The 22234-nt window shown below is 68.6% G+C and carries 16 protein-coding genes; 5 read left to right on the top strand and 11 right to left on the bottom strand.

What is annotated here, in order from left to right:
* Positions 1-20: 20 nt before the first annotated feature.
* The 3 genes from ACIOC0_RS38710 to rpsO all read right to left on the bottom strand — a co-directional run bounded on the left by ACIOC0_RS38710 (position 21) and on the right by rpsO (position 4269).
* The gene (locus ACIOC0_RS38710) at positions 21-1400 is read right to left on the bottom strand and encodes a M16 family metallopeptidase (RefSeq protein WP_402161554.1); all 1380 of its coding nucleotides are present in this window, start codon (positions 1398-1400) and stop codon (positions 21-23) included.
* On the bottom strand, positions 1397-3622 hold the full coding sequence (locus ACIOC0_RS38705) for a polyribonucleotide nucleotidyltransferase (protein WP_402161552.1): 2226 nt from the start codon (positions 3620-3622) through the stop codon (positions 1397-1399). Before ACIOC0_RS38705 ends, ACIOC0_RS38710 begins: the two co-directional genes overlap by 4 nt.
* 359 nt (positions 3623-3981) lie before the next feature.
* A complete protein-coding gene (gene rpsO, locus ACIOC0_RS38700) occupies positions 3982-4269 on the bottom strand; it encodes a 30S ribosomal protein S15 (RefSeq protein ID WP_130444864.1) in 288 nt (95 codons plus the stop codon).
* 267 nt (positions 4270-4536) lie between these two features.
* Here rpsO and ACIOC0_RS38695 point away from each other — a divergent pair, with 267 nt between their 5' ends.
* Positions 4537-4836: a DUF397 domain-containing protein gene (locus ACIOC0_RS38695; RefSeq protein ID WP_352252956.1), complete on the top strand. Its 300-nt coding sequence runs from the start codon at positions 4537-4539 to the stop codon at positions 4834-4836.
* Positions 4837-4939: 103 nt separating this feature from the next.
* Here ACIOC0_RS38695 and eccD read toward each other — a convergent pair whose 3' ends face one another.
* Entirely contained in the window at positions 4940-6442 is a 1503-nt protein-coding gene (gene eccD / locus ACIOC0_RS38690; protein WP_402161549.1) for a type VII secretion integral membrane protein EccD, read from the bottom strand.
* Between the two features lie 321 nt (positions 6443-6763).
* On the opposite strand from eccD, the gene eccCa reads away from it, so the two are divergent.
* The 4 genes from eccCa to ACIOC0_RS38670 all read left to right on the top strand — a co-directional run bounded on the left by eccCa (position 6764) and on the right by ACIOC0_RS38670 (position 14609).
* Positions 6764-10732 carry a type VII secretion protein EccCa gene (gene eccCa, locus ACIOC0_RS38685; protein WP_402161547.1) on the top strand — a complete coding sequence of 1323 codons (3969 nt, stop codon included), beginning with the start codon at positions 6764-6766 and terminating at the stop codon, positions 10730-10732.
* Positions 10733-11153: 421 nt separating this feature from the next.
* Positions 11154-11675, top strand: coding sequence for a hypothetical protein (locus ACIOC0_RS38680; RefSeq protein ID WP_402161545.1), 522 nt, complete (start codon positions 11154-11156; stop codon positions 11673-11675).
* On the top strand, positions 11675-13966 hold the full coding sequence (locus ACIOC0_RS38675; protein WP_402161543.1) for a DUF6571 family protein: 2292 nt from the start codon (positions 11675-11677) through the stop codon (positions 13964-13966). Before ACIOC0_RS38680 ends, ACIOC0_RS38675 begins: the two co-directional genes overlap by 1 nt.
* Before the next feature lie 100 nt (positions 13967-14066).
* Positions 14067-14609 carry a hypothetical protein gene (locus ACIOC0_RS38670; protein ID WP_402161540.1) on the top strand — a complete coding sequence of 181 codons (543 nt, stop codon included), beginning with the start codon at positions 14067-14069 and terminating at the stop codon, positions 14607-14609.
* A 283-nt stretch (positions 14610-14892) separates the two neighbouring features.
* Here ACIOC0_RS38670 and ACIOC0_RS38665 read toward each other — a convergent pair whose 3' ends face one another.
* The 7 genes from ACIOC0_RS38665 to eccB all read right to left on the bottom strand — a co-directional run bounded on the left by ACIOC0_RS38665 (position 14893) and on the right by eccB (position 22103).
* Positions 14893-15195, bottom strand: a complete 303-nt coding sequence (locus ACIOC0_RS38665) for a WXG100 family type VII secretion target (RefSeq protein ID WP_402161538.1) — start codon at positions 15193-15195, stop codon at positions 14893-14895.
* A gap of 56 nt (positions 15196-15251) precedes the next feature.
* Positions 15252-15590, bottom strand: coding sequence for a WXG100 family type VII secretion target (locus ACIOC0_RS38660; RefSeq protein ID WP_402161535.1), 339 nt, complete (start codon positions 15588-15590; stop codon positions 15252-15254).
* A 75-nt stretch (positions 15591-15665) separates the two neighbouring features.
* Positions 15666-16763, bottom strand: coding sequence for a S8 family serine peptidase (locus ACIOC0_RS38655; RefSeq protein WP_402161533.1), 1098 nt, complete (start codon positions 16761-16763; stop codon positions 15666-15668).
* Positions 16764-16965: 202 nt separating this feature from the next.
* On the bottom strand, positions 16966-18681 hold the full coding sequence (locus ACIOC0_RS38650; protein WP_402161531.1) for a hypothetical protein: 1716 nt from the start codon (positions 18679-18681) through the stop codon (positions 16966-16968).
* Entirely contained in the window at positions 18681-19115 is a 435-nt protein-coding gene (locus ACIOC0_RS38645; protein WP_402161529.1) for a hypothetical protein, read from the bottom strand. Before ACIOC0_RS38645 ends, ACIOC0_RS38650 begins: the two co-directional genes overlap by 1 nt.
* A 186-nt stretch (positions 19116-19301) precedes the next feature.
* Positions 19302-20522, bottom strand: a complete 1221-nt coding sequence (gene mycP, locus ACIOC0_RS38640) for a type VII secretion-associated serine protease mycosin (protein ID WP_402161573.1) — start codon at positions 20520-20522, stop codon at positions 19302-19304.
* A 54-nt stretch (positions 20523-20576) separates the two neighbouring features.
* Positions 20577-22103 (bottom strand): type VII secretion protein EccB, encoded by a 1527-nt coding sequence (eccB, locus tag ACIOC0_RS38635; RefSeq protein WP_402161527.1) that lies wholly within the window; start codon positions 22101-22103, stop codon positions 20577-20579.
* Positions 22104-22234 lie beyond the last annotated feature (131 nt).

Below are 22234 nucleotides of genomic sequence, written 5' to 3'. Positions count from 1 at the left end.
GCCGTGGCCGGAGCGGGGTGTCAGGCCACGGCCTCGTGCAGACGGGAGGCCTGCTTGTCCTTGAGCGGGCCGATGACCGACAGCGAGGGGCGCCGCCCCAGGACGTCGCGGGCCACCGCGCGGACCTCGTCCGGGGTGACGGCCGCTATCCGGGTCAGCATCTCGTCGACGGACAACTGCTCGCCCCAGCACAGCTCACTCTTGCCGATGCGGTTCATGAGCGCACCGGTGTCCTCCAGGCCGAGCACAGTGGAGCCCCGGAGCTGGCCGATGGCGCGGGCGATCTCGTCGTCGGACAGGCCGTGCTCGGCGACGTGGTCGAGTTCGTCGCGGCAGATCTTCAGCACGTCGTGCACCTGGCTGGGCCGGCATCCGGCGTACACACCGAACAGGCCGCAGTCGGCGAAGCCGGAGGTGTACGAGTACACGCTGTAGGCCAGGCCGCGCTTCTCGCGGACCTCCTGGAAGAGGCGCGAGGACATGCCTCCGCCGAGCGCGGTGTTCAGGACGCCCAGCGCCCAGCGCCGGTCGTCGGTGCGGGCGAGGCCGGGCATGCCGAGGACGACGTGGGCCTGCTCGGTCTTGCGGCCGATCAGCTCCACGCGGCCGGCGGTGCGCAGGGCTCGCCGTCCGTCGCGGGGGGCGACGGGGGCGGCGTCGACGTCTGAGAGGGCGCCGGCCTTCTCGAAGGCGGCGCGGACCTGGCGTACGACCTTGTTGTGGTCGACGTTGCCGGCCGCCGCGACCACGAGGTGGGTGGGGTCGTAGTGCTTCTTGTAGAAGCGGCGGATGCGGTCGGCGGTGAGGGCGTTGACCGTGTCGACGGTGCCGAGGACGGGGCGGCCGAGAGGGTTGTCGCCGAACATCGTGTACGCGAACAGGTCGTGCACGCAGTCGCCGGGGTCGTCCTCGGTCATCGCGATCTCCTCGAGGATCGCGCCGCGCTCGACGTCGACGTCCTCCTCGCGGATCAGCGAGCCGGTGAGCATGTCGCAGACGACGTCTATGGCGAGCGGCAGGTCGGCGTCGAGCACGCGCGCGTAGTAGCACGTGTACTCCTTGGCCGTGAACGCGTTCATCTCGCCGCCGACGGCGTCCACTGCGGCGGAGATGTCCAGGGCGCTGCGGCGGGAGGTGCCCTTGAAGAGCAGGTGCTCCAGGTAGTGCGTGGCGCCGTTCAGCGCGGGCGTCTCGTCGCGGGAGCCGACGTGCGCCCAGATGCCGAAGGTCCCGGAGCGCACCGAGGGGAGCGTCTCGGTGACGATGCGCAGGCCGCCCGGGAGGGTGGTCTTGCGGACCGTGCCGATGCCGTCGTCGCCCTTGATGAGGGTTTGGGTACGGGCGACGGCCCGCGCCTTGGTGGAGGTGCGGGCCGTCGCCTTGGAGCCGTGGGACGTCACTGGTCGGCGTCGTCCTTCTTGTCGTCAGAGGCTGCTTCGTCCTCGCCCTCGATCACGGGGATGAGGGAGAGCTTGCCGCGGGAGTCGATCTCGGCGATCTCGACCTGGACCTTCTGGCCCACGCCGACGACGTCCTCGACGTTCTCCACGCGCTTGCCGCCGGCGAGCTTGCGGATCTGCGAGATGTGCAGCAGACCGTCCTTGCCCGGCAGCAGCGACACGAACGCGCCGAACGTGGTCGTCTTGACGACCGTGCCCAGGTAGCGCTCGCCGACCTCCGGCATGGTCGGGTTGGCGATGCCGTTGATCGTGGCGCGGGCGGCCTCGGCGGCCGGACCGTCGGCGGCGCCGATGTAGATGGTGCCGTCGTCCTCGATCGTGATCTCGGCGCCGGTGTCCTCCTGGATCTGGTTGATCATCTTGCCCTTCGGGCCGATGACCTCGCCGATCTTGTCGACCGGGATCTTCACGGTGATGATCCGCGGCGCGTTGGGGGACATCTCGTCCGGCGTGTCGATCGCTTCCATCATCACGTCGAGGATGTGGAGGCGGGCGTCACGGGCCTGCTTGAGGGCGGCGGCCAGGACGGAGGCGGGGATGCCGTCCAGCTTGGTGTCGAGCTGGAGGGCGGTGACGAACTCCTTGGTGCCGGCGACCTTGAAGTCCATGTCGCCGAAGGCGTCCTCCGCACCGAGGATGTCGGTGAGGGTGACGTAGTGCGTCTCGCCGTCGATCTCCTGGGAGATCAGGCCCATGGCGATACCGGCGACGGGGGCCTTCAGCGGCACACCGGCGTTCAGCAGCGACATGGTGGAGGCGCAGACCGAGCCCATGGACGTCGAGCCGTTGGAGCTGAGCGCCTCGGAGACCTGGCGGATCGCGTAGGGGAACTCCTCGCGGGTCGGCAGGACGGGCACGAGGGCGCGCTCGGCGAGGGCGCCGTGGCCGATCTCGCGGCGCTTGGGGGAGCCGACGCGGCCGGTCTCGCCCGTGGAGTACGGCGGGAAGTTGTAGTTGTGCATGTAGCGCTTGCGGGTCACCGGGGAGAGGGTGTCCAGCTGCTGCTCCATGCGGAGCATGTTGAGGGTGGTGACGCCCAGGATCTGGGTCTCGCCACGCTCGAACACCGCGGAGCCGTGCACGCGCGGGATGGCCTCGACCTCGGCGGCCAGGGTGCGGATGTCGGTGACACCGCGGCCGTCGATGCGCTTCTTCTCCTTGATGACGCGCTCACGGACCAGGGTCTTGGTCAGCGAGCGGTACGCGGCGGAGATCTCCTTCTCGCGGCCCTCGAACTGGGGCAGGAGCTTCTCGGCGGCGAGCGCCTTGACGCGGTCCAGCTCGGCCTCGCGCTCCTGCTTGCCGGCGATGGTCAGCGCGGAGGCGAGCTCCGGCTTGACGGCGGCGGTCAGCGCCTCCAGGACGTCGTCCTGGTAGTCGAGGAAGATCGGGAACTCGCCGGTGGGCTTGGCGGCCTTGGCGGCGAGGTCGGCCTGCGCCTTGCAGAGGACCTTGATGAAGGGCTTCGCGGCCTCGAGGCCGGCGGCGACGATCTCCTCGGTGGGGGCCTCGGAGCCGCCCTTGACCAGCTGGATCGTCTTCTCGGTGGCCTCGGCCTCGACCATCATGATCGCGACGTCGCCGTCCTCCAGGACGCGGCCCGCGACGACCATGTCGAAGACGGCGTCCTCGAGCTCGGTGTGCGTCGGGAAGGCCACCCACTGGCCGCGGATCAGCGCGACGCGGACGCCGCCGATCGGGCCGGAGAAGGGCAGACCGGCCAGCTGCGTGGACGCGGACGCGGCGTTGATCGCGACGACGTCGTACAGGTGGTCGGGGTTGAGCGCCATGATGGTGGCGACGACCTGGATCTCGTTGCGCAGGCCCTTCTTGAAGGACGGGCGCAGCGGGCGGTCGATGAGGCGGCAGGTGAGGATGGCGTCCTCGGAGGGGCGGCCCTCACGGCGGAAGAAGCTGCCGGGGATCTTGCCGGCGGCGTACATCCGCTCCTCGACGTCCACCGTCAGGGGGAAGAAGTCGAGCTGGTCCTTGGGGTTCTTGGAGGCGGTGGTGGCCGACAGCACCATGGTGTCGTCGTCCAGGTAGGCCACGGCGGAGCCGGCGGCCTGCTTGGCCAGGCGGCCCGTCTCGAAGCGGATGGTGCGGGTACCGAAGGCGCCGTTGTCGATGACGGCCTCGGCGTAGTGGGTCTCGTTCTCCACTAGCGTTTTCTCCGTTACTTGTCGTCTTTCGTCCCGTCCGCCCGTGTGGCGGGGGGACCGTGGCGGAGAAGCGCTCCGTCTGGTGCGGGCCGGTCTTCGATCGAAGCACCCGGGGCTCGTCGCCCGGGGGCCACTACCGAGGACCGGCGGCGGCGCGGTGCGCTCCTCCTCATGTGTCGTCGTGTGTGTCGTCCGTATTGCGTTGTGCTACCACACTACAAAGCGCGAGTGACACTCCGCATGTTTCCGTCCGACGGGTGCGTGCGTACGGCTGCGTGGACCGCTGTGTTCGTACGACCGTGTGTACGGCAAAGGGAGCGGCCCCCGATCGTCACGGGAACCGCTCCCTTCACGGCGTCTTACTTGGCGCCGGCCGCACCGCGGCGGATGCCGAGGCGGTCGACCAGCGCACGGAAGCGCTGGATGTCCTTCTTCGCCAGGTACTGCAGCAGGCGACGGCGCTGACCGACGAGGATCAGCAGACCCCGGCGGGAGTGGTGGTCGTGCTTGTGGGTCTTGAGGTGCTCGGTCAGGTCCGAGATACGGCGCGAGAGCATCGCGACCTGGACCTCGGGGGAGCCGGTGTCGCCCTCCTTGGTACCGAACTCGGTGATGATCTGCTTCTTGGTAGCGGCGTCGAGCGGCACGCGTACTCCTCGTAGTCTCTGAAATGGCCACCGAGTGCCCCCGGTCTTTGTCTCGGGGGAGCTTCCGTTACTCGGGAGGCGGGGATCCGCTGGGCGCGTCCTCCAGTGCCGAGGGCTCCGGGGGTGCGTACACAAACGGCCGACAGACAGCGTACCAGCAGGCAGGGACCGCCCTGGCCGCGGCCTGCGAATCCCGCCGCCGGGGCGGACGCCGCCGTTAGGCTCGGCTGCTGGATCACCCACATGCCGGGAAGGGGTCGCTTCGCCATGGCGGAGGAAGTGAACGAGGACGTCAAGGCCCGCAAGGAGAGGGAGCGCGACGAGCTGTACGCGCTCGACATCTCAGGCGTCGAATGGACGTGCGCACCGGGCACGGAGCAGCACGAGGAGCGCGTGGAGATCGCGTACCTTCCCGAGGGCGCCGTGGCGATGCGGTCGTCGCTCGACCCGGAGACGGTGCTGCGCTACACGGAGGCGGAGTGGCGCGCCTTCGTCCTGGGCGCACGCGACGGGGAGTTCGACCTTGAACCGGCGCCGCACAACGGGGGGCTGGACGCCCAGAAGTGACGCAGACAGGGCGGGAGGCCGGGCTGCGCACCGGCTTGCCCGCCCTGTTGCGTCGGTGGGTCGGCGGCGGTTTCTGTCCGCGCCGCCCTTCTGACGACCGCGGTCAGCCGGTCATGGACCGGACGGACGCGTAGACGTCGAAGACGGCCAGTGCCAACGGCACCAGGGTCAGCAGGACGAAGCCCTCGGCGATCTCCATGAAGCGCCCCCAGAACGGGGTGGGGCCGCCCCTCGATGCGATCAGGCCGATCGCGGTGATGAGCGCGGACGCGACCGCGATGGCGGCGACCAGCCAGATCGTGCGGACGTCGAGGTCGGTGTGGTCGCCGGTGAGGGCGTCGCGGAAGGCCGGCCGGGGCGGGTTGAGCGCCAGCCCCAGCCCCAGCAGGACGAGCGAGCCCAGTCCCGCGGCCAGGAGCGGGGCGACCTGGGCGGTGTACCGGAAGAGACCGGCCCGCATCAGCAGCGCGATCCCCACGGCCAGCGCGAGCAGTTGGGCCCAGAGACCGTCCGAGAAGCCGAGGACCGCACTGGAGCCGACCGCGAGCACGGCGCAGCCTCCGACCAGGCCGACGAGCAGTTCGTGGCCGCGACGGGCCTGAGCGGTGATCCGCTCGACGTCGACCGGCTCCTGCGGGGCCGGGTCGGTGCCGTACGCACTGCGTGGAGCGGTGTCCGGGGCGTCGAACCCGATGGGCAGCCGGGCGAAGCGCATGGACAGGCCGGGAAGGAAGGCGAGTGCGCCCACGGCGACAGGCGCGCACAGGGCAGCGGTCTCGGCCGGCGACCAGTGCGCGAGGATCGCCGCGAACACCGCCGCCAGGGCGACGCCGGAGGCCACGACGCCTGCGACGAACGGCGCGTCGCCGCCCGGGGAGCAGAAGGTGAGGATCACCGTGGCGAGCAGCACCGCCGCGCAGGCGAGCAGGAACTGAAGCTTGCCGATGCCTTGGCCGTCGGCGAGCGGAAGGAGTCCCGAACCGGCCACGCCCACGTTCGGCAGCGCGCCGAGCCCGAGGGCGATGGTCGAGGCTCGGTCGTCGTAGACGCGTGCCCGTACGCAGGCGAGGGCGACCAGGAGAACGCCGGTGACCGCGGCGAGGACTCCGGGCAGGGAGTGCATGTCGTGGCGCGGGTCGCCCATCCAGGCGACGAAGGCGAGCAGTGCCGGCAGGACTCCCCCGCCGACGAGGCCGGCCGCACGGGTCAGGTCGCCGCTCCACAGGGTGTGCTCGCGCGTCACTGCTGAGGCGATCACCTCGGACACGTCGTCGTGGACGGCCGGAGGCAGTGACTCGGAAAACGGGCGCAGCGTGAGGAGTTCGCCGTCGAGGATGTGCTGGGCCGCGAAGGAGCGCGAGCCGTCGAGCACCCTTCCGTCCCGGCGGACCAGGTGGTAGCCGACCGGGGCGCCCTCGGCCGGACTCTGCCGGGAGAGCCTGAGGATCTCGGGGTACAGGTCGACGACGGGGACGTCGTCGGGCAGTGCCACGTCGATCCTGCTGTCGGGCGCGACGATCGTGACCCGGCAGAAGCCGAGGCCTGTGCCGGAGGCGCCTGTTCCCTGTCCCCCTCCGGTGGCTGCCGCGGAGGCCGTGATGCTCACCTGCTGCTCCCCCTCAGTGATGGTTTCGCGTCGGCGGTGTGAAGGTCGTGCACGCCGGTTCGTGCCCCGCGGGACCGATGCAATCCGGCTGGGCGGCGAAACAGTCGTCGTCGAGCGGCCGCGGAGCGTCGGAACGTGCTGTGACCAGGCCGAACCGTGCGGGGCCGCACGGCCTGCGTCAACTGTGCTCACGCGAACATCCGGCACCCTACCTTCCCCTGGTCGTGCGCGAAGTCAGTAGGATCGCGCGGCGGCCTGCGTCCGCCTGACACGGGGTGGCGGACGATTACTTTCCCGGGGCCGCTTGGGGATTGGTGAGCAGTGAGCCACATCGTCGTGAAGCGCCCTGCCCGGTCGCTGCCGTCCGAGGTGCCCACGGGCGAGATCGCGGTTCAGCCCCCGCCGGAACTGCCGCGGGGTCATCAGGAGAGCGTGCTGATGCAACTCCTGCCCACCCTCGGCATGGGCGGGTCGGTCGTCTTCTTCTTCACGAGCGGGCAACCGTTCATGAGGATCATGGGCATGGTCATGATCGCCTCGACGATCGCCATGTCGATCGCGATGGTGGTGCGCTTCCGCCGCGGCTCCCAGGGACAACTGGCGGACCTGCGCCGTGACTATCTGGGTTACCTGGCGCAGACCCGCCGTACGACGCTGGACACCGCGAGGGCACAGCGGGACGCGCAGTACTATCTCCACCCCTCCCCGGAGCAGCTGTGGGCGCTGGTCGCCGAGGGCAGCCGGGTGTGGGAACGGCGTCCGGGTGACGACGACTTCGCCCAGGTCCGTATCGGTCTCGGCCCCCAGGGACTCGCCACACCACTGCTCGCGCCCGAGACCGGGCCCGTCCAGCAGTTGGAGCCGCTCACCGCGGGCGCCCTGCAGCGCTTCCTCGCCGTCCACGGCACGGTGGAGGACCTGCCGATGGCCGTCTCGCTGCGCGCCTTCTATCACGTGACCCTCAGCGGCGAGTCGCAGTCCGTACGGGCCTGTGCCCGCGCCTTGGCGGGGTCGCTGGCCGCGCTGCACTCCCCTGAGGACCTGGTCCTCGTCGTCGCCGCGGGCCGGGAGGAACTGGCGCACTGGGAGTGGGCGAAGTGGCTGCCGCACGCGCAGTCGCCGGACTCCATGGACGGCGCCGGCAGCCGTCGGCTGATCGGCACCGACCCACGCGAGCTGGAGAACCTGATCGCCCCCCGGCTCACCGGCCGTCCCCGCTTCCATCCCCATGCCACGCCGCTGCCGGACGAGCCGCACATCGTCGTTCTGCTCGACGGCCTCTCGCTCCCCCCGGACTCGCACCTGGCCAACCCCGAGGGCCTCCAGGGCGTGACGGTCCTCGAGATCGTTCCCGGTGAACCGACCACGGTCAGCGGCGAGTTGAACATCGCCGTACAGCCCGGAGCGCTGCGCCTGGAGTCGGGGCACGGCATGGTCTACGAGGGGACGCCCGACGTCCTGTCGTACGAGTCCGCGGAGGTGCTCGCGCGTCAACTCGCGCCCCTGCGCATGGCTTCCGGCGGGGACGACGACGAACCGCTGCTGGCGAAGCTGGAGTTCACCGATCTGCTGAACCTCGGCGACGCGGCCTCCGTAGACCCCCGGCGCACCTGGCGCCCACGGTCGTTGGCGGAGCGGCTGCGGGTGCCCATCGGCGTCGGGGAGGACGGCCGGCCCGTCATGCTCGACCTCAAGGAGGCGGCGCAGGAGGGCATGGGCCCGCACGGTCTGTGCGTGGGTGCGACCGGCTCCGGCAAGTCGGAGCTGCTGCGCACCCTGGTGCTCGGCCTGGCGGTCACTCACTCCTCGGAGACCCTGAACTTCGTCCTCGCCGACTTCAAGGGCGGCGCGACCTTCGCGGGAATGGCGCAGATGCCGCATGTCGCGGCCGTCATCACCAACCTGGCGGACGACCTGACCCTGGTCGACCGGATGGGCGACTCCATCCGCGGCGAGCTCAACCGCCGCCAGGAGATGCTCCGGGACGCGGGCAACTACGCCAACATCCACGACTACGAGAAGGCACGGGCGGCGGGGGCCCCGCTCCAGCCGATCCCGTCACTCGTCCTGGTGATCGACGAGTTCAGCGAGCTGCTGACGGCCAAGCCGGACTTCATCGAGATGTTCGTCCAGATCGGCCGTATCGGCCGCTCGCTCGGCGTGCACCTGCTGCTGGCCTCGCAGCGCTTGGAGGAGGGCCGGCTGCGCGGACTGGAGACCTACCTGTCGTACCGCATCGGTCTGCGGACGTTCTCCGCGGCGGAGTCGCGTGCCGCGCTGGGCGTCCCCGACGCCTACGAGCTGCCGAACGTGCCGGGTTCCGGGTTCCTGAAGTTCGGCACGGACGAGATGCTCCGGTTCAAGGCTGCCTACGTCTCCGGCGTCTACCGTTCGGGCCCGCAGCGGGCGGCGGCGGGGTCGGGCCCGCTGCCGGTGGACCGGCGGCCGGTGCTGTTCACCGCGGCCGAGGTGCCGGTGCGGTACGCGCAGGTGCCCCAACCGCGGACCGCCCAGGGGGATCCCGAGATCGACGAGGCCCTTGCGGACACGGTGCTGGACGTGATCGTGCGCCGTCTGGAGGCGCAGGGCCCGTCGGCGCACCAGGTGTGGCTGCCGCCGCTGGACAGCCCGCCGTCGCTGGACGCTCTGCTGCCGGGACTCGCCGCGGTGCCGGGCCGGGGTCTGACGCAGCCGGGCTACGAGGGCGCGGGCCGTCTGGTCGTGCCGGTCGGTCTCGTCGACAAGCCCTACGAGCAGCGCCGCGACGCCCTCTGGGTGGACTTCTCCGGCGCGGCCGGCCACATGCAGATCCTCGGCGGCCCGCAGTCCGGCAAGTCGACCCTGCTGCGGGCGCTGATCTGCTCCTTCGCGCTGACCCATACGCCGTACGAGGTCCAGTTCTACGGTCTCGACTTCGGCGGTGGCGGCATGGCGTCGGTGGCCGGGCTGCCGCATGTGGGCGGGGTGGCCTCGCGGCTGGACCCGGAACGCGTGCGGCGCACGGTCGCCGAGGTGTACGGCGTGATGACCCGCCGGGAGGAGTACTTCCGTTCGGCGGGCATCGCCTCGATCGGGGACTTCCGGGCGCGGCGGGCCCGAGGCGAGATCTCGGTCTCCGACCAGCCCTGGGGCGACGTCTTCCTGGTCATCGACGGCTGGGGCAACTTCCGCACGGACTACGACGCGCTGGAGCCGATCGTCCTGGAGATGGCGGCCCGGGGCCTGGGTTACGGCATCCACGTCGTCGTGACGGCCTCCCGCTCGATGGAGGTCCGGGCGAACATGAAGGACCACCTGATGAACCGCCTGGAGCTGCGGCTCGGCGACACCATGGACTCCGAGCTGGACCGCAAGGTCGCCGCGAACGTCCCCACGGGCGTGCCCGGCCGCGGTCAGACCCCGCAGAAGCTGCACTTCATGGCGGCGGTGCCGCGGATCGACGGGCTCGCCTCGGACACGGACCTCGCAGACGCCACGCAGGCGTTGGCGACGGAGGTGACCCGCCACTGGCAGGCGCCGCCGGCTCCGGAAGTCCGGCTACTGCCCCGGGTGTTCCCGGCCTCGGACCTGCCGGCCGGCGACCGTCTCCCCCGGCAGGGCGTCGCCTTCGCCCTCGACGAGAACAATCTCGAGCCGGTCTTCGTGGACTTCGAGACCGACCCGTTCTTCCTCGTCTTCGGTGAGAGCGAATCGGGCAAGTCCAACCTGCTGCGCCTGCTCATCAAGCAGCTGACGGAACGCTACTCCGGCGACGAGTGCAAGCTGTTCGTGGTCGACAACCGCCGCTCGCTGCTGGACGTCACACCGTCCTCGCACCTGGCCGAGTACATCCCGATGTCCAACTCCATGGACCATCACATGTCCGCGCTGGCCAACCTGATGCAGCGCCGCACTCCGACCGCGGACGTGACGGCACGGCAGCTGCGGGACCGCAGTTGGTGGCAGGGGCCGACGGTGTTCGTCGTCATCGACGACTACGACCTCGTGGCGACGTCCAGCGGCAACCCTCTGGCGGGGCTCACGGAGATGCTGCCCTTCTCCCGGGACGTCGGCGTGCGCTTCATCATCGCGCGCTCCACGGCCGGCGCGGGCCGGGCTTCCTACGAGGGCTTCATGCAGCGCATCAAGGAACTCGGCGCTCAGGGTGTGGTGCTGGCGGGCGACCCCGGAGAAGGCGACCTCCTCGGCGGGGTCCGACCGCGACCCATGCCCGCGGGGCGGGGGGTCTTCGTGTCGCGGCGGCGGGGGAAGCCGTTGATCCAGGTGGGTTTGGCACCGGAAGGGGCCTAGTGATGGTCGGTGTCGGGATATTCCTGCTTGTGTTGGCCGGGGCACTCGCCGGACTCGGCGCGGCCGACCAGCGGGCACTGTGGTGGCGGTTCCAGGCGAAACGGTTCCGGGATCCGGAGGCGAACGAGCCGTCAAACGCGGAGTACCGGTCGAAGCAAGTTGTGGCGTTCTCTGTGCGGCGTTCATGGTGGGCCTCGCCATATGGACGTTTCAGCAGGCCACGCACATGTGAGACGACGGCGGGGTGGATCCGCGGGGGCACGGTCGACCCTGCCGAGCCACGGACCCGTGATGCGCGGAAAGTAGGGTGACATCCGTGAACTTGCTCCGAACGAGTTCATGGATCTGCCCTGTCAGCAGCTTGTCGGAACCGCCTGTCACGGATGGGGCTTAACGGGGACACGGGGGAAGGGATTCACGCATGGCCTGGGACGAATGGGAACAGCTGAAGGCGGAGGCGGCCGGGAGCGGTGCTCCCCACATGCGGCTGAACCAGCTGGACCCCGGCAGCGGACCGGTGCGCCCAGCACCCGATCCCGGACAATACGGCGAGCTCAAGGTGAGTCAGTCCGATCTGGCGAACATCGGCAGCCACGCGTTCGAGCTGTACGAAGATCTCTGGAACAAGGGGCGCCGGGCGGTACCCACCAGCGAGAACGCCGCCGGAAAACTCAGCACCGCCGGGTTTGCCCTAGGCGGGGCTCTGCAGCACGTGGCGCTCCGCTGGGACGAACAATTGGGCTCCCTCAGGGACGCATGCGCCCACATCTCGAACCACATGACCGTCACAAAGAAGCTGCACGCCGGTGACGACCATTACATCCGCCGCCAGATGAGCAGCATCGAGCTGCTGGACGCAGGCTTCGACGAGCGCGTCGGCAACCCCGGCAAGCCAAACCCGGTATACGGCGAGAAGAACGACGAGAAGGGCAAGAAGGACTGATGGATCTCGACGCCCTCAGGAACATCGACTTCGGCCTGCTCGATGACGCCGTCGACGACTGGTCCACGATGGTCGACGACCTGAATACGCTGATGGACGCCGCCGACAAGGGTCTCCGCGGTGCCGCGAACAAGGCCAACTGGGCGGGTTTCAACGCCACCGTTTCAAAGGAGTTCATCGGCAAGACGGCCGGTGAGTTCAGGGACGCGCACAGCCAGGCCTCGTCCATTTACAAGATCCTCAAGGACACCCGGGACGAGCTGAAGAAGTACAAAGGCCAGCTCGACGACGCCATTGAGCGCGGCCGCTCGAAGAACCTGACGGTGATCGGCTACGAGGGCGGATTCACGGTCACGTCGAACCTCCCGCCGGAGGGCCGCGCCCGGCAGAACAAGGACAACGCGGGCGAGATCACCGCGCTTCGCGACGAGATCCAGGGGATTCTGGACAAGGCTACCGAGAGCGACACCACGGCCGGCAAGGTGCTGACGGCCATCGCTGACCATAGCAAGCTGGGTTTCTCGGACGTCGACTACTCGGACCGGGACTCTGCGGCCAAGGCACTGAAGGACGCCGACGAACTGGCGGAGCTGGCGAAGCAGAAGCTCGAGGACCTGTCGCCCGCGGAGTTCGACCGGCTCAACACGGGGCTGAAGGACCACGCCGACGACGCACTGTTCGCGGAGCGCTTTGCCACGCGCCTGGGAGCGCAGGGCACTCTGGACTTCTGGACAGGCATCAACGACCCGCACAGCGCCTGGAAGGTCAGTCAGGCGCGGGGCAACCAGTTCGACGACCTGCAGAAGAATCTCAGCCTCACGCTAGCCACTGCTTCGCATAGCGACAGTGCCGACATGACCACGTGGAAATCCAACATGATCGACTCGGTCGACAAGCCGGTCGGCCGCAGCGGTGGCTTCCCGCTCGGCGGACAGGTCATGTCCAACTTGATGCGGTACGGCGACTACGACGACCGGTTCCTCGTCGACTATGGCGACAAGCTGATCGAGGCGGAGAAGAAGTTCACGGGCAACGGCCGTCACGGCGCCTGGTCCCGTACCGCCGGCGACCCTCTCCTCAACCGCACCGGCACCGACTCGGGCTGGGACCCGATGACCGGTTACCTCAAGGCTCTGTCCAACAGCCCCGACGCGGCCACGGACTTCTTCAACGGCACCTTCGTCACCAAGGACGAGGACCACGACTTCACCCACGACACGGACGGCGACGGCAAGCAGGGGCGCCGGGCCCTGAGCAACTTCGACTACCTCTTCGAGGAGCGCGACTGGCCTCAGGACCGGGACGACAAGGGCGAGGACAGCGTAACGGGGCGGAACAACCTCGCCCTGGCGCTGGAGGCGGCCACTACCGGGCATCCGGCGGGGGAGATGCCGACGGCGGACACCCCTGCGCACAACGCGGGCCAGACCAGGCTGTTCGAGAACATCGTGGCCTCGATCGCGGAAAACGGCGAACGACTCACGAGCAACAGCTACATGTCGGACAGCATGGGCCAGATCGCCTCTGAATACCTCCCGGACATCAATCGGGCCACAGCGGACGCACCTAAGGGCAATACGAGTGTGGAGCGCCTCTTCCCGATCGCCGGTGTGGCCGCCGATCTAAAGCACGCTGATGTCAGCCGCTTCCTCATCACAGTGGGGCAGAACCCGGAAGGCTATGCAGCGATCGAGGTCAGCCAGAAAACTTACATGGCCAGCCTCATGGATTATCACCTCAACCCCGACTTGCCTGAGGGCCAGCGCTACGGCCAGAGCACCGAGGACACCGTCAAGGAGATCTCTCGCAGATCGGGTGAGATCGGCGGCACCCTCGCAATCGCTCGTCAAGAAGCTGTGCTGGGGCCAGCCGCTGCGCAAGACGGCGACTTCGGAAATGCCGTGAACCAGAAGAAAAATCTCATTGCCGGCACAGTCGGCACCCTCACCGGTGTGGGCACATCCTTCCTCGCCAGCCCCGCTGTGGGTGCCGGCGTCGGCGGCGCGGCCGGGACCGTGACCAGCATCGTGTTGGAGCAGTTCTTCAAGGACTCCGAGCCCGAGTTCCGTAAAGAGTTGGGGACGGACATCGCTGAACGCTGGGAAAACTCCAAGGACGCCAATACAGCAATGAGTCACAACGCGGCTCTGGCTGCGGCTAATGCTCACAACTCGCCATATTCCGAAAAGGTCGAGGAGTGGACGCGAGTCGGCACAAACGACGGTTTCAACGATGCGTCCACTGCAGGCCACCGCATGGCGAAGGATATGGAGACGGAGATCCCTGACTGACCCCAACGCCCGGGAACCCGGCGGCAAGCCGAATAGGCGCGAAGGTTCCTTCCTCTGCCTGCTGTCCGAGCGTCTCTTACTATCCGAGCAAAGGGCTCCTGTGAAGAAGAACCGCAACGCCGCGCGGCCGAAGGCTCACGTCACCCTCGCATGTGTCGCCGCGATGACCGCTCTGCTGTCGGCCGCCGCGTGCTCGTCGTCCGACAAGAAGTACACAGTCCCTGAGTCGCTTTGCGGAATCGACGTTCCGCAGAACCTGCTGAAGCCGCTTCTCCCGGAGGGGGAAACGCTGACGGAACATCTGGAGTCCTCGGGAAGCACCAAGCGCTGCCGTATTCATATCGACGGCAAATCCGTCCTTTCCGCCAGCACCGAACGCTGGGAAGACGAGACGACAGCGAACGATGTCGCCCAGTCCGCCCTCGCCGTCGATCCGCAGGACGCGCAGAGCGACAAAGGGCGATACATCTACTCGGCGACCGGAGCGGTCGGCAAGGTTGACTGCGCCAAGGCCGAGGCGGCCCACGCGCCACTGTGGGCTTCAATCAGGGTGACTCACGACAAAGCGAAGGCGGCGGACATGCTCAAGCTTATAAAGGCATACGCAGCTGCCGTCGGCGATTCACAGGGGTGCACCCAATGAGAGCTGCGGGCGGGGCTCTCCGGGCGTCCCTGAACCTACAGTAATGCGGGGCTTTCTACTTCAAATGTCACACCCGCCGGTCATATTCCACTGTGTCGCGCGAAGCATAGATCCAGGACTTTCCGAAAGGAACCAGAATTCTCCCGGCCCTCGTGCGAGCCGGCGGACAGGCGGCAGGTTGCGGGGTACCGACGGCTGCTACGTCGTCCGGTGCGCAGCCGTAGAGCAGTAAGGGTGGGCACCTCCCGTGTGTGCCCACCCCGGTACTGCGCGGCTCGTGCCTCTACTGGAAGTAGCTGGCGCCCTTCAGGTCGCCGCCGCGGTAGTCGCCGCCGGCAGAGTGCACCAGCTTGGAGATCTGGACCAGGGCCGAGTGGATGCCGCGGGCGTGCCTGTTCCACTCCTCGCTCTTGCCCTGGAAGGCGTTGAACGCCTCGCCGCCCCAGCCCGCGGACACGTCGAGCACGGCCTTCCTCAGGGCCTCGAGGTCCTCCTCGAGCTTCGTGGCCTGGTTTCCGAGTTCGGTGGCGAGCGCGTCCATGGTGCCGTACGTGACGGCAAGGTCGTCGTAGTGGGCTCCGGGCATTGTTCCCTCGTTTCCTTGTCCTTGAAGATTTCAGCCGGACTTCACAGACCGGGCTATCAGTAGCTGTTGAGCGCCGAGGTCTTGCCGCCGAGGTCCTCGACCGAGATCTTGGTCATGTCGGCGGTGATCTGGTCTTCGAGGTTCTGCTTGTCGGTCTTCGTCATATGGACGCCCTCGAGGAAGTCGTCGAGCATCTTGCCGATCTGGACCATGTGACCGTTGATCTCGGTCTGCTTCTTGTTGAACGACAGGGCGCCCTGTCCCGTCCAGGCCTTCTCGATCATGTCGATCGTGCCCTGCAGCTTCGCGAGGGAACCCCGGATGTTGTCGTAGCGGTCGATGACCTCGGTCTGGAGCTTCTGTACGTCTGCGTCATTGAGCTTGCGGTCGACCATGTCGGCACTCCGTTTCGTGAGAGCTGGGGTTTGTCGTTAGGGCGCGGTCAGTTGTGCGAGACCGCACGGCCTCCGTCATGCGCGTCGCCGGGAGCGGATCACCGCGAAGACACCGCCGCCGAGCACCAGGACCGCCGCGGCTCCGAGTGCCACCCACATCGCGGTGCTGTCGGACGACTCCGAGCTTGATCCTGTCGTCGACGCCGGGCCGTCTGAAGTGTTCTGCGGCGCTTGTGACGAGGTTGATGCGGAAGCGGAGGGGGAGGCGTCGGCGGCCTTCGTCACGCCCGCCGCGTTCTCTTTCGCGAGGGGGTCGGTGCCGGCCGCGCCGGGGTTGATTCCGCTGTTCTCCAGCACCTTGCGGGGGCGGATGAGGCCGTACCCGAGGTAGGTGCTCGGGTCGTTCTTCGCCCAGTCGCGCCCGGCGGTGTCGATCAGGCTGGCGAGCACCTGGTTCGCCGTCCAGTCGGGGTGGGCCGACCAGATGAGGGCGGCGGAGGCGGAGGCTATGGCGGTGGCTTGGCTGGTGCCTTGGCCGGTGCAGTAGGAGCGGAAGGTGTTGTCGCACCAGGAGGGTACGTTCAGGCCGGGGGAGGCGAGATCGACGTAGTTGCCGTGTTCCGAGAAGTCACCGGCCTTTCCGTCCTCGTCCGATGCCGCGATTCCTACGACAAACGGGTACGCGGCTGGATAACCGATGAGGCTTTTGCGCTGTGCGTCGTTGCCCACACTGGCAAACATCAGCTTGCCCTTGGACTGGGCGTACTTGACCGCCGCCTCCTCCTCCGGGCTGCTGCCGGGGCTACCGAAGGACATGCTGATGATCTTGACATCGGTGTCAGCGGCGGCCTTGATTGCCTGAGCGGAGCTGGCGGTCTTCGTTCGCTCGGCCTTGCCCGTCAGATCGTCGAACGCGATGCGGTAGGGGACGATCTTTGCTTCCGGCGCAAGGCCTTTCAGACCACCACCCGCACCCGTACCGGCGATCAGTTCCGCCATGGTGGTTCCGTGCCCGTCGTAGTCTTTTGTGGCACCGTACGCCACAGTCTGCGGCACCTCGGCGGTGAGCACCTGTCCCTTCAAGGAGGAGGTGTTGGGGTTGACGCCCGAGTCGATGACCGCGACCTTGACCCCCTTGCCGGTGCTCACCTTCCACATTTCGTCGGCCTTCATCGCCGACAGGTACCACTGCTGGGACTGGACGTCCGCGGTCGCCGCGCTCGGGGCCAGACCTACCGACAGGACTGCCAAGGCGCCAAGCGCTGAACAGACGGCGGAAACCCGTCTCCCGTTCCGTGACGCGAAAGGCGCGCTCCACCTTCCGCGTCGGCTGTTCCCTGCCACCATGTCTCTGTCTGTCCTCGCTCTTGTCCGGTCAGTCGGTCGACGACGACCCGTCGCGCCGCTTCTCACGGCGCGCACGCGTCTCGCCGGAACGCTGATTGCCTGCGGCGTCGCGCGTCACACCGGTGCCGCCCGGCCCGCGTCCGGCGTTCCTGGATCCGGTGGCTCGCCCCGTCGGCGTTCCCGCCGCCCTGTCAGGGCTGGGGACAGGGCGGCGGGGCGTCTGTCCCGTGCCCGTGGTCGAACCCGGCGCCCCGACGACTCCCCGCTGGCCCGGCCGCTCCCCCGTGCCTAGCGTGGTGGGCGTGTTCTGACCGCCGATGACTGTTCCCCGCGGGACCCTGGAGCCGCTGGTGCCAGGCGGGGCTCCGGTGACGGGACGCCCACCGACGACGCCATCGGTGGTACGCGCCACTCCGGCACGGCCGGCAACGGTACGCCCGGGGTTCGCGGGTCCCATGCCAGTGACGGGGCCCCGCGGAACGCCACCGGTCTGCCTGGCCGTCGGTCCCGCGGCTTTGGGTACTCCGCCGACAACGCCTCGCCCCATGGGGCCGGTCGTACGACCGCCCACCTGACCCGGTGTGCCGGCACGTCCCACCGGCCCCATGGAGCCGGTTCCCGTCCGTCCGGCCTGGGCCGCAGGCGGCATACCGCCGAGTCGCCCCTGTGAGGTAGCAGGAGTCCTGGCCGCCGGCACGCCGCTGATGCCTGAGCGCCCGACCGGACCGCGCGATACAGGCGGTCCCGCAACAGGCGCAATAGGGCCGGGCGTTGCCACTGGGGTGACGTTGGGGCCAGACGTCGTAGGCGACGTGACGGGCGCTGGCTTCGCGGTCTCCTGCGGCGGCAAGGTTCCTACGCTGTCGATCTGCGTACCCACGTGCCGGTCCGGGATCGTGACAGAGCCGTCCGTGTCCTTGGCGGTCGGCAGAGAAACGTCCGCCTGCGGGCGCTCTGTCGACGCGCTCACCGAGTGATGGCGCGTGGCTTCCGAAACGCTCGTACTCGCGAGGGAGCGGGGCTCCGCGGCGACAGGGGGCTCCGCGCCGTCGCGGCTTCGAGGCGTCGGCACCCCCGCAGCCGGCATCTTCGGGAACACCGGTTCCTCGGCCGTCTGCATCATTCCGCTCGACACCGTGTAGAACGACGCCAGCCGGTACATCTGGTTGATGGCTTCCTGCCGGTGGGCTTCCGCCTTCACCGCTGCCGTGTACTCGTCGTTGCTGTCGACCCGCTTGGCCTCGGGGATGTCGTCGACCTTCTTGGGGTCGGTGCGGGCGTCGCGTGGCGGCATGGACTTGCGTACGGAGGCGAGTCCCGAGCTCGCGGCCAGGACCTGGGTGCCCACGACGTCGGCGTAGTCGGCCAGGCCGTAGGCCGTGGTGACCAGGTCGTTGCCCCAGGTCGTGAAGGCGGTGTGGGCTTCGCCCTTCCAGTCGACGTCACCCAGGTTGAGGCTGAGTTCCTCGGCCGCCTTGGTGATGGCGTCCCGGGCGGCCACGAGGGCGGTGCCCGCGCTTTCCACGAGTTCGGGGTTCGAGGACTCGACGATGTCGATCATCTCGTTGAGGTCGTAACCCTCGAAGCTGGTCTTGCCGAAGTGGAAGCCGCTGTTGAGTCCCCAGGGATTGATGACCTTGGGCATGTTCATGACCGCGTCGAGAGTGCCGTTCTGCTGCGCGGCTTCCTGGCGTTCGGCCTTGTAGGGGTCCGGCTGCTTCTTGCTGTCGCTCTGACCGCTCATCAGTACCCCGCGTCAGTGTGGTCGGCGTCGTTGCCGCGCTTGCCGTGCTCGTTCAGCATCTCGTCGCGTTCCTGGTTGACCTCGGCGCGGATCTCGTGGAACCGGTAGCGAAGATCCTCGTCGAGGTTGTCGAAGGTGACGTCCACGCCGTGGACGGCGATCTGCATCGCCTCCAGCTGAAGCCCGAGCGACTTGGACAGTGACGTGATCCGCTCGTGGACGCGCTCGTACTCCAGGTGGAGCGCCTTCGCTTCCGGGAAGTTCCCCATGCCGAAAGCGGTTTGCGACAGGCTGTGCGCCGCGACCTTCGACGAGCCGCCGGCTGAGTCCTCGAAGGACTTGAGCAGGTCGTCCACTCGCTTCTTGAACGTCGAGAGCGCCATCAAGCCACGCCGTACGTCGGCGGATCCGCCGCCCATGTCTGCAGGAAGCACGAAGCTTTCCCTCCCCGTTTTCCGCTGCTGTCCTGAGCAGCCCGCACTCCTCAAGTGTTCATGACCGCAACGCGACCACTCTACTGACTGCCTACGCCACTCCCAACTGCCCTTTGCGTCCAATGTGCTACAGGTCATGGAGGCTTCACACACTCCTCACGACACTGAGCGGCCGGCATCTGTCCTTCAGGTCCCCGGTAGTTGGCCGGCTTGCTCGGCTCCCGCCACCCTCCTCGCCCGCCGCCGCGCGTCGCGGATCGCCACCGCTGTGCCGGTGAGGCCCGCGACGAGTACCGCCACGGCCACGGCGACGTACGTCGCGAGGCGGGTGTTCCGCTCGTCAGGGGTTTCACCGACCTGGAACTCCGCCGCGGTGGGGGCCTCCGCTCGGGCGAGGCCCTCCCGGGGGTCGGGGGACTCGATCGGGTGGTCGTCCTCGGTGAGAGCGCGGACCGGGTCGACGACGCCCCAGCCCACCAGGCGGTCGTGGCCGGCGATCGTGCGCTCGGCGGTCTGCTCGATCTGAGCCACGATCTGGCGAGCGGTCCAGTCGGGGTGCCGCGCCTTGAGCAGGGCCGCGACGCCCGCGACGTACGGCGCGGAGAAACTCGTGCCGTTGTCCGAGCAGTGACCCCCCTGAGGGACCGTGGAGATCATGTCGACGCCGGGGGCCGCCACGCCGACGAAGTCGCCGGACTGGGAGAAGGAGGCGCGTTCGTTGTTGCGGTCGGAGGACGCCACCGCGAGGACACCCTCGTAGGAGGCCGGGTAGGTCTTCTTCTCGTGGCCGCCGAGGCCGTCGTTGCCGGCTGACGCCACGACCACGATCTTCTGTGCGAGTGCCTCGTCGATCGCGTTCTCCAGGGTGGAGGACGGCTTCATCGCGTTGGCCGTGTCCTGGGAGATGTTGATGACCCCGGCCTTGGCCCGGATGGCGTAGCGGATCGCGTCGGCCAAGGTGTCGGTGGTGCCGTGGCCCTCCGCGTCGTTCTGCTGGATCGGGATGATCGTCGCTTCGGGAGCGAGGCCCACGAAGCCGGTGCCCTCGGCGGGGCGGGCCGCGATGATGCCGGCGACCTTGGTGCCGTGGCCGACGGTGTCCGTCGTGCCGTTCTCCTTGCCCCGCTCGATCGGATCGCCGTTCTCGTCCTTGAGGCCCTTGGGCAGGAAGTTCCGGCCGCTCTTCACGTCTACCGCGTCGGTGAGCTGCGGGTTCTTGACGTCGACGCCCGTGTCGATGACGGCCACCCGCACGCCTTCACCTCTGGAACGGCTCCACAGCTCCTCCATGAGCACACGCTGCAGCGACCAGGGGCGGCCCGGATAGAGGCCGTTGGGGAACTGGCACTGGTCCGAGTAGGGCAGCTTGTCCGCGGCCGTGGCGGGCGGTGCGACGACCGTGGCCATCGTCACCAGGGTCGCGGCCGCCACCAGCGTCGTACGCAACACTGTCGTCCCCTCTCAGGAGCCCTGCGGCTGGCGTGCCGCGGCCGTCGACAGACGTGGGCCGGTGGGCAGGAACTTGGACCAGGCGACGGGGATCGGCGCCGGGTCGACGTCCTTGTAACCGAGGCGGCTCTGTGCCTGTCGGGCCTCTTGCTGCAGTTGCTTGCGCTGCTCGGCCGTCGTGCCGATGCCGGCGTCGTCCGTGGCGCTGTCCGAGTTGGACTGCAGGACGTAGCGCAGGCCCGTGTCGGTGACCAGGAAGACGGGGCCGGTCTTGGTCGCCTCGCCCTGGAACTGACGGTAGAGCTGGCCGGAGCCGGGGGTGACGTAGGCGCTGGAGGACCCGGCGGGCAGCTTCTCGGGGAAGTCCGTGCCCGCCCAGGTGCTCAGGGTCGTGGCACCGGAGCCGGCGTCCACGCCGCGCAGGACGTTGCAGACCGTGCTGCGGCTGCCGGAGGCCGCGGAGGCGTCGTTGACGGGCGTGGGGTCGCCGGTCGGCCAGCGGTGCTCGGTGCCGAACGCCTGGCCCGGGACGATCGCGCCGGGGCTGACTTCGCGCGCCTGACCGGCCTGGCCGACGCGAGCCAGTTCCTCGCTGAACAGCAGGAGTTGGGCGACGAAGGCGGAGACGGGCGCCACCCGGCCGGGCAGGACGACGTAGTACTGCTCCTGGTTGTTGTCGAACCCCTTGAGCACCATGCCCACCTTGTCGGCCGACTGGTCCAGTTGCCCCGGCGCGTCGGCCGGCTCGCCCGGTCGGCCGGTGATGTCGGGGAACGTGATCGCGTCGCCCCGGTGCAGGGTGGCCAGCCACTCCGCGGACACCTTCTGGGGCTGCCGGCCCGAGCCGACCACGGCACGCAGCAACAACTCGTCGCTCTTGTCGATCGGGTACGCCCGGCCGTCCGCGTCGACTACATAGCGTTTGCCGTCGGGGTCGCTCACGTAGAGCAGTTGGCCGCCGGTGAGGCGGCCCTTGCCGTCGGTCGCCTTCATGTCACGGGCGGAGAGCACCAGAGCGGCCTTCTGCACGGAGTCGCCGCCGCCGGCGCTCGGGCGCTCGCACACCGCCCAGCGCTTCGCGCTGCCCGCCTCGGAGGGGGAGGGCAGCCGGTCGGGCGCGTACGGAATGCCGATGGTGACGCCGTGCGGGATCTTGCCGTTGTCGAGGACGGACTCGGCGACGGTGACGACGTCTCCCCCGCCCTCCTCCAGAAGCAGTTTCGCGGACGCCATGTTGAGGACCGGATGGAGCTGCACCTGGCCGTCGGTCTTCAGGACGACGTACCGCGTGGTCGACTTGTCGGCGACGATCACTTTGGCGTTGGGTTCGTCCCAGCCTTTCGGCGCGGTCGGTTTGAACATGCCCCACGCCCCGAAGACCGCCATGACGACGACGCCCACGATGGCGCCGGGCAGGATCGCGCGCAGCGGTCGTGGCGCTCCCTCCTCCGACCCGTCGGGCGACGACTGCAAAAAGGCCGCGAGTGTACGGCGCTTCGCGAAGGTGTAGGCATTGAGCTGATCGCGCCGGGATGCCATCTGTCTCTGTCTCTCCCCGTTTCCGGCCTGGCCGCACCATCGGAGCCGTTGTCGCCGCCCCGATGTCAGAGCAGCCCCCTACTATGCCTGGTGTCGGACGGCGCCCAGGGAGCGGGTAAGGTTCCGGGGCC

This window comes from Streptomyces sp. NPDC088254, from assembly GCF_044740925.1.
Taxonomy (GTDB): Bacteria; Actinomycetota; Actinomycetes; order Streptomycetales; family Streptomycetaceae; genus Streptomyces.
Note: the sequence above shows the minus strand (reverse complement) of the source record. Positions and strands in the feature narration are given on the sequence as shown.

Excerpts from the sequence above, each read along its gene's own strand:
- ACIOC0_RS38675 (WP_402161543.1), top strand. The coding sequence starts at position 11,675 with ATGGATCTCGACGCCCTCAGGAACATCGACTTCGGCCTGCTCGATGAC.
- eccB (WP_402161527.1), bottom strand. The coding sequence starts at position 22,103 with ATGGCATCCCGGCGCGATCAGCTCAATGCCTACACCTTCGCGAAGCGC.
- ACIOC0_RS38660 (WP_402161535.1), bottom strand. The coding sequence starts at position 15,590 with ATGGTCGACCGCAAGCTCAATGACGCAGACGTACAGAAGCTCCAGACC.
- ACIOC0_RS38680 (WP_402161545.1), top strand. The coding sequence starts at position 11,154 with ATGGCCTGGGACGAATGGGAACAGCTGAAGGCGGAGGCGGCCGGGAGC.
- ACIOC0_RS38650 (WP_402161531.1), bottom strand. The coding sequence starts at position 18,681 with ATGAGCGGTCAGAGCGACAGCAAGAAGCAGCCGGACCCCTACAAGGCC.
- ACIOC0_RS38655 (WP_402161533.1), bottom strand. The coding sequence starts at position 16,763 with ATGAAGGCCGACGAAATGTGGAAGGTGAGCACCGGCAAGGGGGTCAAG.
- ACIOC0_RS38665 (WP_402161538.1), bottom strand. The coding sequence starts at position 15,195 with ATGCCCGGAGCCCACTACGACGACCTTGCCGTCACGTACGGCACCATG.
- mycP (WP_402161573.1), bottom strand. The coding sequence starts at position 20,522 with ATGGCCACGGTCGTCGCACCGCCCGCCACGGCCGCGGACAAGCTGCCC.
- ACIOC0_RS38695 (WP_352252956.1), top strand. The coding sequence starts at position 4,537 with ATGGCGGAGGAAGTGAACGAGGACGTCAAGGCCCGCAAGGAGAGGGAG.